Source organism: Marinobacter sp. (assembly GCF_041690615.1).
Lineage (GTDB): Bacteria > Pseudomonadota > Gammaproteobacteria > Pseudomonadales > Oleiphilaceae > Marinobacter.
In genome coordinates, this window is record NZ_JAWLGY010000007.1 from 133775 (window position 1) to 151765 (window position 17991).

A 17991-nucleotide genomic window follows, 5' to 3' on the forward strand; every position below is an offset into this window, starting at 1 on the left:
ATGACCCCGGATGTCCGGCGCAAGGTCGCCAATTTCATTCTGTTCCAGGCTGGCTGGCTGATTTGTGTATTGATGACTGACTGGGCGGCTGTGGCGATAGGGCTGGGCCTCGTTGCTCTTCACCTGGTGGTTCTCAGCGAACGTCCGCTTGCGGAGTTCCGGTTTATCCTGGTGGGAGTGGTGATCGGCAGCGTGCTGGACGGGCTGTGGTTCCGGACAGGCGTACTCCAGGATCCGGCCGGCAGTGGCTGGACACCGCCCTGGCTGGTGGTGATCTGGGCCCTGTTCCTGACCACCCTCTCCCACTCCCTGTCCTGGATGCACAGGCGTCGCTGGTATCAGCTGCTGTTTGCCCCTGTGGCAGGTCCTTTCGCCTATTTCACCGCCGCCGCCCTTGGTGCTGTAAGCCTTCCCCTTGCGCAGGTGTCGCTGGTCGCCCTGAGCCTCGGCTGGCTGGCGCTGTTTCCGGCCCTGATGCTAATCCAGCAACGGTATTTCGCGGAGACCCTCTCGTGATAGCCCGGATAATTCTGCTGTGGGGCCTGGCGCTTCCCCTCACGCTGGCCGCCGATCCCTTTACGTTCGAAGGCACCGCCTCGGACCGGAATGGCGACTTTCTCTACACGGAGCGTCACCAGGTTACCGGTAGCTGTGAGTCCGGTCAGTGGCGCCCGGAACAGCAGCAGGTGGCGTATGTTCGGGATGGCGATGCCGGACCGTTCGCCACCAAGACCCTTGCCTACACCGGATCACTGCTGCGCCCGGAGGTGGATTTCCGGCAACCGGAGTTCAGTGAACGTCTGGTGGTCCGCCAGGCCGGAGACGAGCTCTCCGCTGAGTGGACCATGGCCGACGAAACTGCAGGAAACTGGCGTATACCTGTTACCGGCCGACTGGTCGTGGACGCGGGATTTGATCACCTGATAAGAGCCAGCTGGAGCCGTTTGACAGCGGGCGATTCAGTGAGGTTCTCCATTCTCGCCCCGACCCGGGGAGAAAGTTACGACTTCATCGCCGAGCCGGCCCCGGAACCGCTGGAGGGTGCTGACTACAGTTTCCGTATTCGCCCGCAGGGCATGATCATGCGGGTTCTGGTGGATCCCATCCGACTGGGTTACAGCGATGAGGGCTTTCTTACCCACTATGCAGGTCTTGGCAATATCCGCCGCAATCAGGATGAAAACCATACCGTCACCATCAGATACCGGGTTGTGGATGCCCCGGACTGTGCACTACTTGCCCCTGACCAGCAGGGCTGAAGCTGGGGCGGCTTGGCCCTGTCGCGGGCTGTGATAGACTTGCCGGGCATTCACTGTGAACGGCGGATCAGACCTGATGAAACTCGTTTCCTTCAACGTCAACAGCATACGAACCAGGCTGCACCAGTTACAGGCGGTGGTGGATCAGCTCAGCCCTGACATCATCGGTTTACAGGAAACCAAGGTAAATGACGATCAGTTCCCCGTGGATGAAGTGGAAGCCATGGGATATCACGTCCATTTTCACGGCCAGAAAACCCATTACGGCGTGGCCCTGCTCTCTCGCCAGGAACCGGAAGAGGTGCGTCGGGGCTATCCCTGGGACGGTGAGGAAGCGCAACGCCGCCTGATCCGCGGTCGCTTCAGCGTTAACGGAGAGCCTCTGACGGTGATCAATGGCTACTTTCCCCAGGGCGAGAGCCGGGACCACCCGGTTAAGTTCCCGGCCAAGGAAAAGTTCTACCATGACCTGATGCGCCTGATTGATGAACTTCAGGCCGAAGGTGATCATCTGGTGCTGATGGGGGACATGAATATCTCGCCCACCGACCGGGATATCGGCATCGGAGCGGACAACGCCAGGCGGTGGCTGCGCACCGGCAAATGCAGCTTCCTGCCGGAAGAGCGGGACTGGATGGCTCAGGTGGAACAGCGGGGCCTTACCGATGTTTTCCGGCACCTCCACCCGGAAGAAGCCGACACCTTCAGCTGGTTCGATTACCGCAGCCGGGGATTCGAGCGGGACCCGAAGCGTGGCCTGCGCATCGACCTAATCATGGCCAGCGACAGCCTTCTTCCCAAAGCCCGGGCCGCCGGAGTGAGTTATGACATCCGTGCCATGGAGAAACCGTCGGACCATTGCCCGGTCTGGGCCGAGTTCGATCTCTGAGTTGCGACAGCCAGGGAGGTGGCGGTGAAGGTAAAAACCCGTGACCGGATACTGACCACCAGCCTGGCCCTGTTCAACGATCTGGGCGAGCCTAACGTCACCACCCTGCTGATCTCGGACGAGCTGGATATCAGTCCGGGTAACCTGTACTACCACTTCCGCAGCAAATCAGACATCGTTGGTGAGCTTTTCAGTTGGTACAGCGACGAGATCAACGACCTGCTGGCCATTCCCGGCGACGTTCAGGTCAGCCTGGACCAGCTCGGATTCTTCCTCCACCTGCTGTTCGAAAGCATCGAACGCTACCGCTTTCTCTACCATGACCTGGTGAACATCCTGTCCCGGTACCCGGAACTACGGCCCCCCTTTCGCCGGATTCTGGAACGCAAACAGAAAGGTTTTCATATTCTCTGTGAGAGCCTGCAAAACCAGGGATTGATAGAGGCATCGCGTCCGGTAGTTGAGGCCTTGTGTGAGCAGTTAACCCTAACAATCTGTTACTGGGAAAGTTTTGACTCGCTAAGAGATGCAGGAAACCGCAACGGGCTGGACGCCCGCCGCGGGGTCTATCAGGTATTCCACCTGCTGATACCCCACCTGCATGCCTCCGCCGGCAGGGAGCTCGCGGTTCTCGCCAGGGACTACCAGCCCGGCTGAGGCAGACTAGTCTTCTTCGTCGGAACCAGCCAAGGGGGTGCGCCCGGCCAGGTCTGTACGCCCGGCAGAGCGCAGCTCTGACAGTTCCTTTTCCAGCGCCTCTATCCGGTCTTCAAGGCGGCGAAGGTCTTCGTGGCGGGGGATGCCCAGACGGCGAAGTGCACCGGCAACCCGGTCATCAAACAAGGTTTCCAGCCGGTCCCAGGTGCCAGTGGCGCGGTCCCGTACATCCTCTACCCGGTGTTCCACTGCCTTGACCTGGCGTTCAACCAGGCCGCGGGTTTTGCCTTCCAGCTCCTCGCCTTCGTGTACCAGGCGATCAAAGAAACGGCCTGCGTCTTCTTCGGCCTTGGTGTAGGCACCAAGGCCCGCCAGCCAGATCTGCCGGGCCGAGTCCCGGATCCGACCGGCCAGCAGGCTGTCTTCGTCCGTCTCAGGGCTCTGCGGGGCGGGTGCGTGGTCTGTCTTCTTGTTGGCCATAGACTGAACTTCTTCGAAACAGGGAAGTGTGCCATCCAGTCTATTACATCACCTGCAACAATTCATGGTGGCCCGCCCGCCATCCTGGGCATGCGGTTAAACTATAAGAGTGCTATTTATATTCAAAAACAGTTTGAGGGATCACCGATTGCTGCCTTGAAGTGTTCAAAATATGGTCAATACTAAAGATGACCGGTGTCCCTGCTGATGCCGGTTTGTCTGGAAGTCTTTCATGGATACTACTCGCACGCCTCTGCCCGGCCTTCAGTGCCGGGCTTTTTTTTGCCTGATCCGTACATCTCCTGACCCCAGCGCCATTTTGATATAAGCTTAGTTTCATTTATTATATCGGCCGTTCCACGCTTCGCTGACGGCGAAGGCTCAGAATTCAACCGGAGGTAACATGCTCACCATTGCCTGGGAAAGTTTCACTCCCTGGTCTGCCCTCTTCGGCGGCCTGGTTATTGGCCTTGCAGCCGCCCTGTTCATTCTGCTTAACGGCCGTATTGCAGGTATCAGCGGTATCCTCGGCGGTCTGCTTGTTCCCGAGAAAGGCCACATTGCCTGGCGGGTCGCGTTTCTCGCCGGCATGATTCTGGCGCCGTTGGGGTGGATGGCCCTGACCGCGCTGCCTGACATCCGGGTCGACGCCGGTTACCCCGTGGTGATCCTGGCCGGCTTGCTGGTTGGTATCGGTACCAGTTATGGCTCCGGCTGCACCAGCGGTCACGGTGTGTGCGGCCTGTCGCGGTTCTCCCTGCGCTCGGTGGTTGCCACCCTCAGTTTTATGGCTGCCGGCTTCGTCACTGTTTACCTGGTTCGCCACGCGTTCGGCATCTGATAATCCCACAGGAGCTTCCAGTATGAAGTACACCTTCTCGTCCTTTCTGGCTGGCCTGGTTTTCGGCCTCGGCCTTCTGCTGTCAGGGATGGCCAATCCGGAAAAGGTTCTCGGTTTCCTCGACCTGGCAGGCGCCTGGGATCCGTCCCTGGCGCTGGTCATGGCCGGTGCCATCATTGTCGGTGTCATCGCCTTCGCCATTGCCAGGCAACGACACGTATCCTTCCTGGGCTTTGATATGCGCCTGCCATCGGGGGACGAGATCTCCACCCGGCTGGTCGTCGGCAGTGTCCTGTTTGGTCTGGGCTGGGGCCTGGCTGGGTTCTGCCCCGGTCCTGGTCTGGTGGCTCTGGGTGCCGGGGAGCCCAAGGCGGCCGTTTTCGTGGCGTCGATGGTTGCAGGCATGGTGGTGTTCCAGTTGATCGAGCGACGCCGTCAATCGGCCTGATAGCCTTTACCATGAGATATCCGGCTGTCCTGCAAAGTGCTTTTCTGTAGAATCCGGTGTGACTCGTTACTGACGCGTTGCCGGCCTGGCCAGCTCCTTGCAATCAGGCCAGCACCCGGCAACCCTGCCAAAGAAGAGATCCCAGATATGGATATTCGCAAGATTGACGACAGCATTTCTGTTGCCCCCCAGATCAATCCGGAAGATGTCGCCGAAATAGCCCGGCTGGGTTTCCGGACCCTGGTTGCCAATCGCCCTGACCGGGAAGAGCCCGGCCAGCCCGCCATGGCTGACATCCAGCGGGCCGCCGAGGAACACGGCCTGAAGTGGGTCTTCCTGCCTGTGGAGTCCGGCAATATCCAGGATGCTGACGTGGACGCTTTTGCCCCCATGTTTGAAGCGGCGGACAAGCCCATGCTCGCCTTCTGCCGATCCGGTACCCGGTGCACCGTGCTGTGGGCGCTGAGCTCAGCCCGGCATATGCCCCTGGAGCCCATCATCCAGCGCGCCGGGCAGGCGGGCTATGACCTCCGGGGCCTGGTACCACGTCTTCAACAGCAGGCAGCCAGCCATCAGGACTGATCCCGGGTTGCACTGCGTTCGTATGACCGTCGTTGCTGTACCGCCATCGAATCAACAACTCTGAGGATCACCGGCCCCATGACCTATAAGGGTGAGGAAGCTTTCCGCCACGACCAGCCTGCACGGCTGGGCATCCTGATCACTAACCTGGGCACACCTGACGCCCCTACCACCAGCGCCCTGCGCCGTTATCTCGCGGAATTCCTCTGGGACCCACGGGTGGTCGAGGTGCCCCGCCCGCTGTGGTGGCTGATCCTGCACGGGATCATCCTGCGGATTCGCCCCTCCCGCTCTGCCGAGGCCTACCGCTCGGTCTGGCAGCCGGAGGGCTCACCCCTGCTGATTCATACCGCCGCCCAGTGCGAGGGCATTCGCGCCGCGTTGCAGAAAAAGTATGGTGATAACCTGGTGGTGGGATTTGCAATGCGCTATGGCAATCCCTCGATTTCCAGCGTACTGGACCAGATGCAGCAACAGGGGGTACGCCAGCTGCTGGTACTGCCGCTATATCCCCAGTATTCCGCATCCACCACGGCATCCACTTTTGATGCCATCGCCCATGACTTTACCCGGCGCCGCTGGCTGCCAGACTTCCGGTTTATCAGTCACTACCACGACTTTCCACCCTATATCGAGGCCATGGCCACGCGTATTGAACGGCACTGGGCCGCCCACGGCCGTAACAGGAAACTGATCCTCTCCTACCACGGAGTGCCGAAAAAGTACCTGTTACGGGGGGATCCCTATCATTGTGAATGCCACAAGACTTCGCGCCTGCTGGCGGAGCGCCTCGGCCTGGGTGATGACGAGTATATGACGACCTTCCAGTCCAGGTTTGGCCGTGAGGAGTGGCTGCAGCCCTACACCGACGAAACCATGAAGTCCCTTCCCGGCAAGGGCATCGACTCGGTGGATGTGTTCTGCCCGGGGTTTTCCTCAGACTGCCTTGAAACGATTGAGGAAATCAACGAAGAAAACCGGGAATACTTCATGGAGGCCGGCGGCAAGGGCTTTGCCTATATTCCAGCACTTAACGCCAGTGAGGAGCATATCGAGGCGCTGGTGGCCCTGATCGGGCAGAACCTTGAAGGCTGGGCCACCCCGGGCAACGACCCGGACACCCTTCGCGCCCGGGTGGTAAGGGCAGAGTCGGTGAAACAGCAGCTGGGATGGTAAACTGATCCTGTCGTTCGGCAATCAGATGGGGCAATGCCATGAAACTCAATTGTGACCTTGGGGAAAGTTTTGGCGCCTGGACCATGGGCCAGGACGAGGCAGTAATGCCCTGGATCGACATGGCCAACATTGCGTGCGGCTTTCACGCCTCTGATCCGTCCATCATGGCCTCGACGGTAAACCTGGCGTTACAACATGATGTGGAGATCGGTGCCCATCCATCCTACCAGGATCTGGTGGGCTTCGGTCGTCGCTCTATTGCCCACTCGCCAGCGGAGATTCGCGGACTGATCTGGTACCAGACCGGCGCACTGGACGGTATATGCCGTGCCCATGGTGCCACCGTCTCCTACGTCAAACCCCACGGTGCCCTAAACAACGATATGATGAAGGATGGCACTGTCCTGCAAGCGGTGATGGAGGCGGTTGCCAGCTTCCGTGAGGGGCTACCGCTCATGCTCCCCGTCACGCTCCAGGCGGACGATCACCGGGACCTGGCCCGCCGGGTTGGCCTGCCAGTCATCTTCGAAGCCTTTGCCGACCGGGCCTATGATGACGAGGGGCACCTGGTATCCAGGCGTGAGGCCGGGTCGGTGCACGACGATCCGGAGGTTATCGTCCGGCAGGCCATGTCGCTGGTCAGCAAGGGCGGGCTCTACAGTCACACCGGTCGCTGGTTGCCACTGGCAGCGGACAGCCTCTGTGTACACGGCGACGGCGCCAGCGCCCTTGAGGCAACCCGCGCCATTCGCCGGGCCATCAGCGGGCACCAGGCCAGCGCCTGACCATGGTGGACAGGTTTCCCCGACCCAGGCTTCTGCCTGCAGCAGAAGACGCTGTTCTGATCGAGTTCAGCCCGTCAATCGACCCTGCCCTGGCTCCGTTGATCGCGGCCTGGTCTGAAGCCATCCACAACAACCTGGGCCACTGGCTTACCGACTTGGTGCCATCCTACGGCTCCATAACTGTTTACTATGACCCGTCACGCATCGATTTCCGTCTAATTATCAGTAGATTAAATCGTATTCCTGAAAGTCTTTGTGAAGTATCAGGTCAACCGGAAGGGCGCATTATTGAACTACCGGTCTGGTACCACCCCTCAGTGGGCCCGGACCTGAACACCCTCGCTGATGCCTGCGGGCTGGACCCCGTACAGGTCGCCGCAGTTCACAGTGGTACTGGCTATCAGGTCTATGCCCTGGGTTTCAGCCCCGGCTTCGCCTTCATGGGCCAGGTTGACCCCACCATTGCCACACCTCGTCTTGAGCGGCCCCGTACCCGGGTACCTGCCGGTAGTGTCGGCATTGCCAACCGGCAAACAGCGGTTTATCCGTCGGTCAGTCCGGGCGGGTGGCAACTGATCGGCCGCTGTCCGACTTCCCTGTTTGATGAAGAAAGCCTGGCCCTGCTGAGGGTGGGCGACCAGGTCCGCTTCCGGTCGGTCGGCCGTAAAGAGTTCATGGACCTGGGGGGCGACGACACCCCCTTTGAAGAACGGGGAGCGCCAGCGTGAGTGGCCTGCGCCTTGTGCAACCCGGCCCGCGCACCACGGTGCAGGATGGCGGCCGCACCGGCTTCCAGCATCAGGGCCTGTCCCCTGGAGGGGCCGCGGACCTTCGCGCCTGGCGCTGGGCCAATCACCTGCTCGACAACGCCCCGGACGCGGCCTGCCTGGAGATCACCCTCGGCAACCTGGTGGCGGTGGCTGAAACCAGCTTGTTACTTGCGCTTACCGGGGCTTCCTGTCACCCCCGGCTCAACGACACTCCAGTGCCCGACTGGGGTGTATTCAGAATGGAGCCCGGAGACCGGCTACAGCTGGGAATGCCCGGCAACGGCCTGCTCAGCTATCTGGCGGTCGCTGGTGGCTGGCAGACCCGTGCGTTTCTCGGCAGCCGCTCAGCCGTTGCCCGGGAGGGCCTCGCCGGCCTGGGGGTACTGCACCGGCATGACCTGATTCCCGCACCCAGGGCCCCTGATCGGCGGTCCTGCGAGAATTACCTGCGACGGCAAGTGCCCCGCCCTTACCAGGGACAGACTTCCATATCTGACGTGCCGCTAAAGCTCATCCCCGGCCCGGACCAGTCGTTGTTCACCCCGGTTGACCTGATGCGCCTGGTGCACTCGGCTTACCAGGTCACGGACCAGTCAGACCGGATGGGGTACCGCTTTGAGGGCCCATCACTGGCCTCTCCCGGTGGCGTCACCTCCAGGGGGGTCACCTGCGGCACTCTGCAGATCCCCGGCGACGGCCGCCCCACGGTCCTGCTGAATGACCGTCAGACCATCGGTGGTTACCCTGTACCCGGCACCGTACCGAAACTGGACTGCAGCCGCCTCAGTCAATGCCGCCCCGGAGACAGGGTCCGGTTCCGGTGGTCTGATGTGGCCGAGTGCCAGGCCGAACGCATGGTGTTCGAGGAACAGATGCGTACACTGACCTGGAGTTCAGAGGGTCAGCTGATCCGGACACGGGGAAGGCGTTGACAGACCAGAACATTCCGGTATCATGCACGTCGCTGTCGCAATGGCAGCGACAATATGGATAAACGGTGGGCTGGCAGAGTGGCTGAATGCAGCGGTCTTGAAAACCGCCGACGGTTAGTAGCCGTCCCGGGGTTCGAATCCCTGGCCCACCGCCATTTTTCCTTCATTTTCAATTAGTTACGAACAGTAAAAATACCTACGTACCATTGGACGTACCAAGCGAAAAATGGTCAAACTCTGTTCAACTCCAACCGCTTCATGGATTATCACCCTCCCGTTGGTTGCCTATACTCCCGGCACGATCTCTAACGTATTGGTAAAGTATGGCTGACAACGACATTGCCCGTGCACGAAATCTGACCAGCAGGCTTGCCGGGTGCCGCCCTCTCCACCCGCTTGAACTGAAGCAGTTACAGGAGCAGCACAGCGCCAGTCAGAGTATTGATTTTTTCGCCGGTGAGGAGGAAATCGCACGCAAGATTCAAGCTATTCAAGAGCGTTCCGAATCCCAAAAGAACAGTTTGTTGTCCAGGCTCTGGGCTCAGTCTTTTCAAAAGGGAGCAAATGACGACCTCGAATTGCAATGTAGGCTGCTTAACGAGTTCTTTTCCTATTATTTGGCGACTGGAGAGCATCCACCCCCTGCCTCAGCTTGGCGGATCGCCGTAATCCTGAGAAAAAGGAAGGAGCATCTACTAGAGCGTGAATTTCTTTTAAGTTGGATCAAACATTTTGGTAACACGATAGGCAATACTTACGAAAAGCTAGTGGATCGATATAGAAAATTGAACATATAACATTCGAACTGCTTGGCGGGGCTGTCAGGAGAGACTGACGCCCATCTAAGCTAATCTGTCTCGCAGAACAACCAAAACAAAAACCACTCGTTAGCGAGGCTTACATGTCAGAAAAAAGCCAAACAATTGTTGAGCGAATAGCCGAACGCCTTAACGCTCAGAACAGAGCGAAAGCCAAGGTTTCGAAAGAAGCTGTCGAGCAAAGATTGAAACAATGCATCGACTTCACAGTTGATTATGCGTTCAGCCAAGCTCAAAGTGGCAAGAAAAAGGCTTCCGATGTTAAGGAACAGCTTTTTGAGCAGGAGTTAAATCAGAAGGACTTCTACCGGCAATATAAAGAGTACATTGGTGCGCTGTACGCCCGTGACGCTCTAATCACCGACGAATTGAACCAACTGAAAAGAATTGAAAACGCTCAGGGCAGGCGTAACGCCTTTTGGCGGTTTATAAGCACTATAGCGGTGGGCTTCGCCATTTTGATTATTTACGCGGTAGCCGATTATTTTGAAATTGCTCTACCACTGTCGGGAATAAAATAGCCAACGAAAGCGGCAAGTCTAGGGCGGCCCTCCACCGGCAGCAGGTAGCGCTTGCCTACCACCGGCTTCAGGCCATAACTTAGCGTGGCTCCATGCCTTCGACGGCAATAGCCCAACAATCCTTATGGTTTGCACGCTTCCGGCAGAATGCAGCGCCGTACCGCTCCCACAGTTCGGCATAACGTCCGGGTGGCAGGTGGTTGCAGCCCATACCACACAGGAACAAGCCCTCAACCATTGGCGGGATATTCTCGGTGCGGCGGCGGCGGGTTCTATTCGTTGGCATGGGTCATACCTCCGGCGGTCGGCCTGGGGCATCGTTCAGCGGCTCCAGATCCAGGTTAAGGGCCTTTAGGGCGCTCAATAGCTGGGTGCGGGCGTCACGCTCCACGGTCGTAGCCGGGTGGTTCTTCAGTTGGCCGAAACGATCCTCAACGGTTAGCCCATCTTTTGAGATCGCCGCCTGAGCGTCCCGCATACGGTCGAACGCCTCCATTGCAGTTTGAAGCAGTAACAGGCCAGCACGGTCATCAATGCCGTATTCGGTCTGCAAGCGGTTCCACCAGCCCTTAGCGTCGTCTGTAAGGTGATCAGGGCAATTTTTCATAGGGCAACCTTAATTGGATTAAAAAGAGACTTCGGACGCGGTCAGGATCGGGGCCTTTCTGGAGGATTGGATCACCCCCTCCCGTGTCACCAGCCGCCGGATATAGTCGGGATCAATGTCGAGCAAACCACACAACCGCCGGACCATCTCGCCACCTTCGACAACGTCATCATAGGCCGCCCTCAGATCCTCCTCAGACTGTCCTGCCGTGGGCTTCTTACCCTTGGCGTACCGTTGAGCATCCTCAACTAAAGCAGTCAGCACGGCATACAACAGGGCCTTGCAGCGGATAGCTTCTTCCATGATGGCGTGGTGGTATTCGGTGGCATCAACTGGCGTGGTCATGGGGTCAACTCCCAATAGGAAAGAATCCGGGCCGCGATATTGAGGAAACATCCGCCCGGCGTCGTGGTTTTGTGAGGCTTGGGCACTCTGCGACTAATCCCATGGTTCTTTGCCTCGTTCCCATGCCTTACGGCAAGGACTCACAATGCCGGGATTACCCGCCCGGCACGGGGAAACATTACTCTGCGGTCAGGCTGAGAGACAGCACGGCAGACGGGCTGAATACAGCCAGGCCACCACGCATCTCACAGCGCGCCGTGATCACGTTAGCCGCGAAACCATCGTTCACGTAACCGAACTCTAACCGGGCTTGCATCCGGTCCAGCATGGCCGCCTGGGTCGGGTCCATAACAATGGCCGTTCCCTCGGTGACTGCGGACGAAGTCACCACCGGCACACCCCAGACATTCGGGGCGGCGGGCTGATTCCAGCCACCGGCCACATACTGCCCATCAGTAGCCGCACGCTCTGAGCGGATCACCTGCCAGTCGTTCGGGTTCAGGATCACAAGGCCAGCGTTCCAGCCGCCCAACTCCAGTTGTGCAATGGCCTCGCCAATCGCGTCAGCGCCTTCGGTGCCAGTTGTCGGGGCGTAGGGTGTCGCCTCAGTCAGCAGGCCGCTGATTTGACCAGTGCCACCGGCTCCGGCGATCAACTCACGCTCGTACTTTTCACGCACGCCATACATCAACTGGCTTTGAATGAATCGTTGAAGCAAAGGCGCGTCCTGCAATACCTGTTCGGAAGCAGGCAGCACGGCGGCCAGGGTGGCGATATTGGACGTGACCAACTCGTTAGGCATGGCCTGTTCGGATTTCTCATCGCCTTGCTGAACCTGATAGTCGCTAGCGTTAGTGAAGCCATCCAGGCGGACGAACTCGAAAGAGCCGCTATTGACCTGAATTGCCTGCATTACGTCCAGCAGGGACAAACGGCGACGAGGGGCGTTATACATGGCCTCCGGTGCGCGCTGGGGCTGTACGTCGTAACCATCATCACCCACGCCAGCAGTGTCACCCACCAGGGTCTTGATGCTGATTGCAGCCGGGATCACAGCAGACTTCGACTTGCCCGCTTGCAGGGCTTTCATTTCTGGGGCTTCCAGTGCGTCAGATACCACAGACTTGCGGGAGGTCTTGCCATAACCGGCAGGGGTCGCGCCGCGCTGTTCCAGATCCAGCAGGCGGTTATCCAGGCCAGAGAACTTTTCCTCAACCTGAGACTTGATGTGGTCGAAACCGTCTTGAACTTGCTTTTCGAGGTTAGCCATTTTTTGGCTCCTTTGCTGATTCGGGTTTGTGTGCTCCGAACCTGCATCGGGGTCAGCATTTCGCTGATTAGTCCGTTGCCGGGGCTGTGAGCCTTTAGCCCCTCGCCGTGGTCGTACAGCAGCCGCTGCATGTGCCCGGAACGGTCCACGCTTCGCATCATCTCGAAGGTCGCGCTTTCGGCTCCGGTGGCCTCGGTGGTTAAGGTAATTATCTCGCACGGAAACTTTATAAACCATTGATATACATGGCCTTTGGTGTCACTTCATGCCACTTTACGGCGCTTCAGGATGAATGCCGCCAGATCCGGCAGGCTGTACGATATGCGGGCGGAACCTACCGGCAGGGAATACGACACGGGGCCGCGTCCTTCCTGCCTTGCTGCCCTTAATGCTCGTTGCTTGATCGCCAGCAATTTAGCCGCGTCTGCTTCACCGACACGCTGATCAGCGGAAACGGTCATACCCTTGGCCTGGGCTTGCTCCAGCAGTGCGGCGGTAATGGTGTCTTGTGTCTGGGTCATGGTGTTGCCTCTGTTCAAGTTTTAGCCGTTTCAGGGTCAGCAGGGACGGAAGGGTCGGATGTTCTGACATTCCCCAGTACTGGAAAAAGTAATTTTCTGGACACTTCCAAATCTAAAAACTTCTTCCATTTGCATCACGGAATGTCGAAACAAGTGACCCTTCCGACCCTGTCCGTCCCTGTTCATCTAACGAACGCTCCAATAACCGCCCGCTGGCATTTCAGCCCCATGTGATAACGCTCCCCATCGGACTTTGTGCGCCCATATCCCAGCGCCACCAGCCGGTCCCCAAAGGACCGTTGGGTAAGTCGTTTGTGTATGCCGTTCTCATCTGCCCATTGACGATAGGCGTTGAACAGCGGTTGCGGCTTCACCTTCCCGTCTGGATCATCCTGACACTCTGCCTCTACGAACTGCGCCACCTGATCCGCCTCCAAACGCCATTGCTCCCTGGCCTGCCTGCAACTGTCCGGCATGGTGAAGCTATGGGTTAATGCGTCCGCATAAGCATCAAGGGCAAGGCTTAGGATTCCTGGCAATTCTTCCATCAGCTTGTCTTTCAGTTGAGGATCACAGTTGCCCAACTCCGGCTTGAACTTGTTGTTGAACTCCACCACCAGGGCACGCCTGAACAGGGCGTCCGAAAAGTCCCGTGTATGGGGCATGTGGTTAGTCCCGAACCAGCAGGTCGCGTAAGGACGCATCACAAACGGATCTCGGAACTTGTGTTCAACGGTTGTCGGCTCGCCTGAGACGATGCCTTTAAGACTGGCGTCGTCGATCATCTCTCCCTGTTTGATCTCGGTAACGATGTTCGCCAGCTTCCCGTGCAAGTGCGCCCTCTGAAACGAGCGGTCGAATTGTGAGGGCTGAACCCCGGCCACGTTCTCAGACCCCGCCAGGGCTTCCAGAACAGACAGCAGAACGGATTTACCGTTGGCTCCCGACCCCACCAGAATGATGAATTTTTCATGGCGGCAATGAGCCATCAGCGTATAGCCGATCATCTCCAGCAATGCCTGGGCCTTGTCCCCGGCATCGGGGTCATCCTTGAACACTTCCGCCATGAATTGCACAAACCGGGGCGCTTGTGCTTTCGGGTCATACTCCACTGGAATCTGGGTTGTCCGGTAATGCTCCCGGTCATGCGGTAACAGGTGCCACTGACCATCCATCAAAACCAGCTCACCGTTAAGTGTGTTCACGCACTCAGGCGGCCCAATGTCGAAAATATGATGTGGTTTGAATATCTCGGTTCGGAACAGGTCAGTTACGCTATCCACAAGGCTCTTTTTGACCCCCTCGGCGTTCTCAGCCAGGTGGTGCTGTACCCACTGCTTAACGGTTCGATCTTCCTGTTTCTGCCAGACGCCGGTGTCCCGCCATTGCCAGACGAACGTGTCAGCGGCCATGACGTTATCCTGGCCAATCTCTTGCACCAGGGCCCTAGCAAGCTGTAGGTCGTCCGCCCCTTCGTCCTCATCGAAACATGCCCGCTCGGCTTCCTCCATGACGCTGAAGGGCAAGCCCGTGGCCCGTTTGATCACCTGACGTATCTGGCGTTTCTGAATGGCTTTGAGCGGGATGGTTTCAGCAACCAGCTTATCCACCACATCAGCGTCAGACTCTTTTGTCAGCTTCTGAGCGTCCGCCAGGATCTCGGCATATTCACGCGGCGCGTAACCTTTAGCCCTTGCGCTGGCAATGGCATCATCCAATTCCTTGCCCCGGAGTAGGTCGCCCCGTTCCTTCCCTCGCTGAAGCTCCACGCGATCAGCGAGCCCGGCAAAGAGGGTTCGGATTTCCTGATCCCCCCACCCTTTTGCAACGCAACGCCCGGCAATCTTGATGGCATTCGGGTGCACTGCCTCACCGGAGCAAAGCTCTTTTACCCAGTCATCGAACTGCCCACCACCAAAGTCCATTACAGGACCGTCTGAGCCTTTCTCCGTTGCCTTGCCTAATGGCTGGCGTAGTTGGTCCAGCCCTTCCATGCCATCCAACTCATCCAGCGTCAGACCTTCCTCCGGGTCATCAAACGTATGGATCACGGTATAGGGAGCACCGGCGGGCACGCCGATAAAATACGATTGCGATAACGTGGCGCTTTCTCTCGCCAGTACGCCACCTAACATGCCGTTCAGGATCTCCACATAACGCAGGCGATCAGCAGGCTTTATGGCCGCTGTGAGCGGTGTCAGGACACGCCAGCGAGGCGCATCAGGTCCGGCGCTGAAGGTTGGAGCAATAGCGGCCTTCAGGTTGTGCCGTTCTAGCAGTTCAACGGCCTGTTCCGGCGTCATTTCCTCGCTGTCGTAATCGCCCTCTATCCCCGTGACCTCTATCACGTTGGCATCATGGCGTAAGGAGCCCTTCTCGGTCCTGGCATCGCCAAATGACGCTAGCTTGATCAGCTTGCAGGCATCTTTTACCCGTGCCGGTGGCAAATCCTGCATCCACTGGCAAAACTCCGGCCACCTGACGGCTTTGTCTGATTTGGTCTTGCCTGACTTATCAAGCCAGACTGTGAAGTTCACTTTTTGATCAGTTTCGGTATACTGATCCTGAAAATCCGCGCTCTGATATGTCTTTTTGCCCTCGTTCCCGGCTGCCACCGGGGCGGGGGTAATTCGTTCTAGCTCTGTCATTTCTCCCCCCTTACAAAATCCATCAGATCCGCCAGGGTTACGCACTTGCAGCCGGAAACCTCATTCACTGCCAGGGTGCCGTTACTGATTGCGGTTGTGATCTCATGCACGGGGAGGCCCACCAGCCGGGCGGCACGGTGGATGGTGTAAAGCTCGTTTTGGGTGCCGTGGTTGTAGAATGTTCCGGGAATAGTCATGCGGATACCTCCTGGCTGGCTTCCCATGCCTCAATATCGGAGAGTTTCCAGCGGGTGCAACCGTTGATCTTTACGGGGTGGGGGAGCTTGCCAGACTGAGCCCAGCGCCAGGGGGTGGCGCGATGTACGGAATACCGCTCTGCCAGATCCTTGTCTGACAAATAGCGGGTTAGAAGGTCTTTGCTTGGGTATTTCATAGTGAACCGCCTTTTGCAGTTAATTGCGACGGTTCTTATTCAATAGACAAACAACCTCCTAGAAAGGAGAAAAAAGAAAGTTACTTTTTCCCCCTTGCTTGCAGCATGGAAGCCTTTATCTCGTCATACCCCTGCCGCTTAATTGCCTTTTTGACGGTCGTGTCATCCACTAGGTTATATTGACCCATCAAATCATTTATCGCTTTAGCCTTGGTTACACCCTCAAAAACTACACGGCTGGCGATTAGCACGGCTGCATCCCCCGGCACTTTAGGCGGGCGCTTGTTAGGTTGCGGGCGAACCTCGGGGATTAAGTTAGCCATGCGCCGCATTGCTGCTGCCGTGTATCGTCGCTCCATCGAATTCAGCGGTTCACCGGCCTCCAACTTAGCGGCAATCTTCTGCATGAATGCCTGATTATTTTTCCTGTACTGAGCGTAGTCAGCATCAGCCGCCTGTTTCTGTTCTTCGGTTACCGGGAAGATATCGACCTTCATGCTCTTGCGCCTCCGATGTTGACTACCTTCTCCACGGTGCCGTTGTCCTTGGCCTTACCGTGGTAGCAATACTGTTCCCAATCCCCCATAAGTAACCGGCGCTTGTCGATAAGTTCAGATCGGGCATAAGCGGCGCGGGTCGCGTCACTGTTAACGTGTGCCAGTGCTAGTTCTGAAACTTCATCAGCATAGGCGGTATGCTCTCGCGCCCAATCCTTGAAGGTGGATCGGAAGCCGTGAGCCGTGACAGGCTGTTCCATCCGTTTCAGCAATGCGGATAGAAAGTTATTAGAGGGTATGTCGCCCTTGGGACCAGGAAACACCAGCGCGTCAGGCTCTCCGGGCTTCATGCCTTTCAGCAGGTCTATTGCCGCATCAGTAAGCGGGACTCTGTGCAACTTGCCGGACTTCATGCGATCCGCTGGCACCGTCCACACCTTTTTGTTGAAGTCGATTTCCTGCCAAGTGATACCGGCCTTGCCGATACGTTTGTCACCAATAACCTCGTTTGTGCGGCTGGCAGTGAGAATCAGGAACTCTAGGGCGCGGGAAGCCGTGCCCGTGCGTTTCTTCAATGCCTTCATAAAGTCGGGCATTGCATCCACGGAAAGAGCGTTGTGGTGGCCTTTCTTTTTGATTTTCTCCGGTGAAGCGTAGACCTCGTCTAAGTAGCCTTGCCACTTGGCGGGATTCTCGTTTGAGCGGTAGCCATGAACGGCACACCATCCGAGTATATTCTCCATCCTTGCCCTAACACGGTTGGCGGTTTCCGTTTTCGTCTCCCAAATTGGATCAAGTACAGCCTTTATATGGGGTAGCTCAATTTCCCGAACGGGCACCTTGCCGATATGGGGCACTGCGTAGGTGTTGAGACTGTTTTCCCACTGTTGCCGCTGGCGGGGATTCCTGAACTCCTTAGACTTCATCTCTATATAGTCCCGCATAGCATCAGCAAAGGTAACGGTGCTCATCTGTGCAGCTATAAGGGCGCGTCTGGCGGCTCTCTTTTCTTCTACCGGGTCGATACCTGCGGCTATCTTGTCTTTGTACTCCTGAGCTTTCCGGCGGGCCTCTGCCAATGACACGTCAGGGAAGCCACCTAAACCTATTGACCGGCGTTTGGCTCCTACCATTGTTCTGAGTAGCCAGGTTCTGGCACCGCTGGGCGTAACCTGCAACGTCAGGCCAGATACACCGCCAACTGGGTGAAGGGTGTTATAGGGTTGTCCATCCTTTCCAACTGAACAAGACAGCCGCCGGACTTCCGTTGCGCTCAACTCTTTCGCTTTTTTTGGCATGGCTTACGCTCCATCATACGTACCATAAAACATATTAACGGATGCTAAACCATGCGACAAAGTGTTACAAGTATTTCAGGCTGGACAAGGGGTTACATTGCAGAATGGCAGAAAAACACTGTTATTTCAGATGGTTACGGATTGCTTTGTCGGTCTGGCCCACCGCCATTTCTTGCTTCCTTTCTGATGGCGACTTCCAGAGCTTTACTCTACGCGCCGCAATCACTTTTTTTGCGCCCGCCCTGCTCTATCG

At 57.6% G+C, this 17991-nt stretch carries 24 protein-coding genes and 1 tRNA gene; 14 read left to right on the forward strand and 11 right to left on the reverse strand.

Annotated features, from left to right (window positions below; genetic code table 11):
• The 4 genes from ACESMZ_RS07395 to ACESMZ_RS07410 all read left to right on the forward strand — a co-directional run bounded on the left by ACESMZ_RS07395 (window position 1) and on the right by ACESMZ_RS07410 (window position 2805).
• Window positions 1-516 (forward strand): DUF2878 domain-containing protein, encoded by a 516-nt coding sequence (locus tag ACESMZ_RS07395; protein ID WP_372958242.1) that lies wholly within the window; start codon window positions 1-3, stop codon window positions 514-516.
• Window positions 513-1259 carry a hypothetical protein gene (locus ACESMZ_RS07400; protein ID WP_372958243.1) on the forward strand — a complete coding sequence of 249 codons (747 nt, stop codon included), beginning with the start codon at window positions 513-515 and terminating at the stop codon, window positions 1257-1259. The genes ACESMZ_RS07395 and ACESMZ_RS07400 overlap by 4 nt, the downstream gene beginning before the upstream one ends.
• A gap of 76 nt (window positions 1260-1335) precedes the next feature.
• Complete coding sequence (xthA, locus tag ACESMZ_RS07405) at window positions 1336-2148, forward strand: exodeoxyribonuclease III (protein WP_372958244.1); 813 nt, start codon at window positions 1336-1338, stop codon at window positions 2146-2148.
• A 24-nt stretch (window positions 2149-2172) separates the two neighbouring features.
• On the forward strand, window positions 2173-2805 hold the full coding sequence (locus tag ACESMZ_RS07410) for a TetR/AcrR family transcriptional regulator (protein WP_372958245.1): 633 nt from the start codon (window positions 2173-2175) through the stop codon (window positions 2803-2805).
• A gap of 6 nt (window positions 2806-2811) precedes the next feature.
• Here the strand turns inward: ACESMZ_RS07410 and ACESMZ_RS07415 are convergent, their stop codons facing one another.
• The gene (locus tag ACESMZ_RS07415) at window positions 2812-3285 is read right to left on the reverse strand and encodes a phasin family protein (RefSeq protein WP_372958246.1); all 474 of its coding nucleotides are present in this window, start codon (window positions 3283-3285) and stop codon (window positions 2812-2814) included.
• Between the two features lie 403 nt (window positions 3286-3688).
• On the opposite strand from ACESMZ_RS07415, the gene ACESMZ_RS07420 reads away from it, so the two are divergent.
• The 10 genes from ACESMZ_RS07420 (at window position 3689) to ACESMZ_RS07465 (ending at window position 10158) form a co-directional block, all read left to right on the forward strand.
• A complete protein-coding gene (locus tag ACESMZ_RS07420; RefSeq protein ID WP_372958247.1) occupies window positions 3689-4126 on the forward strand; it encodes a YeeE/YedE family protein in 438 nt (145 codons plus the stop codon).
• A gap of 22 nt (window positions 4127-4148) precedes the next feature.
• Complete coding sequence (locus ACESMZ_RS07425; RefSeq protein ID WP_372958248.1) at window positions 4149-4574, forward strand: DUF6691 family protein; 426 nt, start codon at window positions 4149-4151, stop codon at window positions 4572-4574.
• Between the two features lie 147 nt (window positions 4575-4721).
• Window positions 4722-5156: a TIGR01244 family sulfur transferase gene (locus tag ACESMZ_RS07430; RefSeq protein ID WP_372958249.1), complete on the forward strand. Its 435-nt coding sequence runs from the start codon at window positions 4722-4724 to the stop codon at window positions 5154-5156.
• 78 nt (window positions 5157-5234) lie between these two features.
• Window positions 5235-6332 (forward strand): ferrochelatase, encoded by a 1098-nt coding sequence (gene hemH, locus ACESMZ_RS07435; protein ID WP_372958250.1) that lies wholly within the window; start codon window positions 5235-5237, stop codon window positions 6330-6332.
• Between the two features lie 38 nt (window positions 6333-6370).
• Window positions 6371-7117 carry a 5-oxoprolinase subunit PxpA gene (locus ACESMZ_RS07440; protein WP_372958251.1) on the forward strand — a complete coding sequence of 249 codons (747 nt, stop codon included), beginning with the start codon at window positions 6371-6373 and terminating at the stop codon, window positions 7115-7117.
• A gap of 2 nt (window positions 7118-7119) precedes the next feature.
• The gene (gene pxpB / locus ACESMZ_RS07445) at window positions 7120-7845 is read left to right on the forward strand and encodes a 5-oxoprolinase subunit PxpB (RefSeq protein ID WP_372958252.1); all 726 of its coding nucleotides are present in this window, start codon (window positions 7120-7122) and stop codon (window positions 7843-7845) included.
• Window positions 7842-8819 carry a biotin-dependent carboxyltransferase family protein gene (locus ACESMZ_RS07450; RefSeq protein WP_372958253.1) on the forward strand — a complete coding sequence of 326 codons (978 nt, stop codon included), beginning with the start codon at window positions 7842-7844 and terminating at the stop codon, window positions 8817-8819. Before pxpB ends, ACESMZ_RS07450 begins: the two co-directional genes overlap by 4 nt.
• A gap of 64 nt (window positions 8820-8883) precedes the next feature.
• Window positions 8884-8974: transfer RNA gene (locus ACESMZ_RS07455), tRNA-Ser, on the forward strand.
• A gap of 168 nt (window positions 8975-9142) precedes the next feature.
• On the forward strand, window positions 9143-9616 hold the full coding sequence (locus tag ACESMZ_RS07460; protein ID WP_372972420.1) for a hypothetical protein: 474 nt from the start codon (window positions 9143-9145) through the stop codon (window positions 9614-9616).
• Between the two features lie 104 nt (window positions 9617-9720).
• Window positions 9721-10158, forward strand: coding sequence for a hypothetical protein (locus tag ACESMZ_RS07465; protein WP_372972421.1), 438 nt, complete (start codon window positions 9721-9723; stop codon window positions 10156-10158).
• A gap of 79 nt (window positions 10159-10237) precedes the next feature.
• Here ACESMZ_RS07465 and ACESMZ_RS07470 read toward each other — a convergent pair whose 3' ends face one another.
• The 10 genes from ACESMZ_RS07470 to ACESMZ_RS07515 all read right to left on the reverse strand — a co-directional run bounded on the left by ACESMZ_RS07470 (window position 10238) and on the right by ACESMZ_RS07515 (window position 17738).
• Window positions 10238-10444 (reverse strand): hypothetical protein, encoded by a 207-nt coding sequence (locus tag ACESMZ_RS07470; protein WP_372972422.1) that lies wholly within the window; start codon window positions 10442-10444, stop codon window positions 10238-10240.
• A 3-nt stretch (window positions 10445-10447) separates the two neighbouring features.
• On the reverse strand, window positions 10448-10765 hold the full coding sequence (locus ACESMZ_RS07475; RefSeq protein ID WP_372972423.1) for a phage terminase small subunit P27 family: 318 nt from the start codon (window positions 10763-10765) through the stop codon (window positions 10448-10450).
• Window positions 10766-10783: 18 nt separating this feature from the next.
• On the reverse strand, window positions 10784-11110 hold the full coding sequence (locus tag ACESMZ_RS07480; protein ID WP_372972424.1) for a hypothetical protein: 327 nt from the start codon (window positions 11108-11110) through the stop codon (window positions 10784-10786).
• Window positions 11111-11288: 178 nt separating this feature from the next.
• The gene (locus ACESMZ_RS07485) at window positions 11289-12380 is read right to left on the reverse strand and encodes a phage major capsid protein (protein WP_372972425.1); all 1092 of its coding nucleotides are present in this window, start codon (window positions 12378-12380) and stop codon (window positions 11289-11291) included.
• A gap of 263 nt (window positions 12381-12643) precedes the next feature.
• Complete coding sequence (locus tag ACESMZ_RS07490; RefSeq protein WP_372972426.1) at window positions 12644-12901, reverse strand: hypothetical protein; 258 nt, start codon at window positions 12899-12901, stop codon at window positions 12644-12646.
• A gap of 182 nt (window positions 12902-13083) precedes the next feature.
• Entirely contained in the window at window positions 13084-15549 is a 2466-nt protein-coding gene (locus ACESMZ_RS07495) for a phage/plasmid primase, P4 family (RefSeq protein WP_372972427.1), read from the reverse strand.
• The gene (locus ACESMZ_RS07500; protein ID WP_372972428.1) at window positions 15546-15746 is read right to left on the reverse strand and encodes a hypothetical protein; all 201 of its coding nucleotides are present in this window, start codon (window positions 15744-15746) and stop codon (window positions 15546-15548) included. The genes ACESMZ_RS07495 and ACESMZ_RS07500 overlap by 4 nt, the downstream gene beginning before the upstream one ends.
• Window positions 15743-15943 (reverse strand): helix-turn-helix transcriptional regulator, encoded by a 201-nt coding sequence (locus ACESMZ_RS07505; protein ID WP_372972429.1) that lies wholly within the window; start codon window positions 15941-15943, stop codon window positions 15743-15745. The genes ACESMZ_RS07500 and ACESMZ_RS07505 overlap by 4 nt, the downstream gene beginning before the upstream one ends.
• A gap of 80 nt (window positions 15944-16023) precedes the next feature.
• On the reverse strand, window positions 16024-16440 hold the full coding sequence (locus ACESMZ_RS07510; RefSeq protein WP_372972430.1) for a hypothetical protein: 417 nt from the start codon (window positions 16438-16440) through the stop codon (window positions 16024-16026).
• Entirely contained in the window at window positions 16437-17738 is a 1302-nt protein-coding gene (locus tag ACESMZ_RS07515; RefSeq protein ID WP_372972431.1) for a tyrosine-type recombinase/integrase, read from the reverse strand. The genes ACESMZ_RS07510 and ACESMZ_RS07515 overlap by 4 nt, the downstream gene beginning before the upstream one ends.
• Window positions 17739-17991 lie beyond the last annotated feature (253 nt).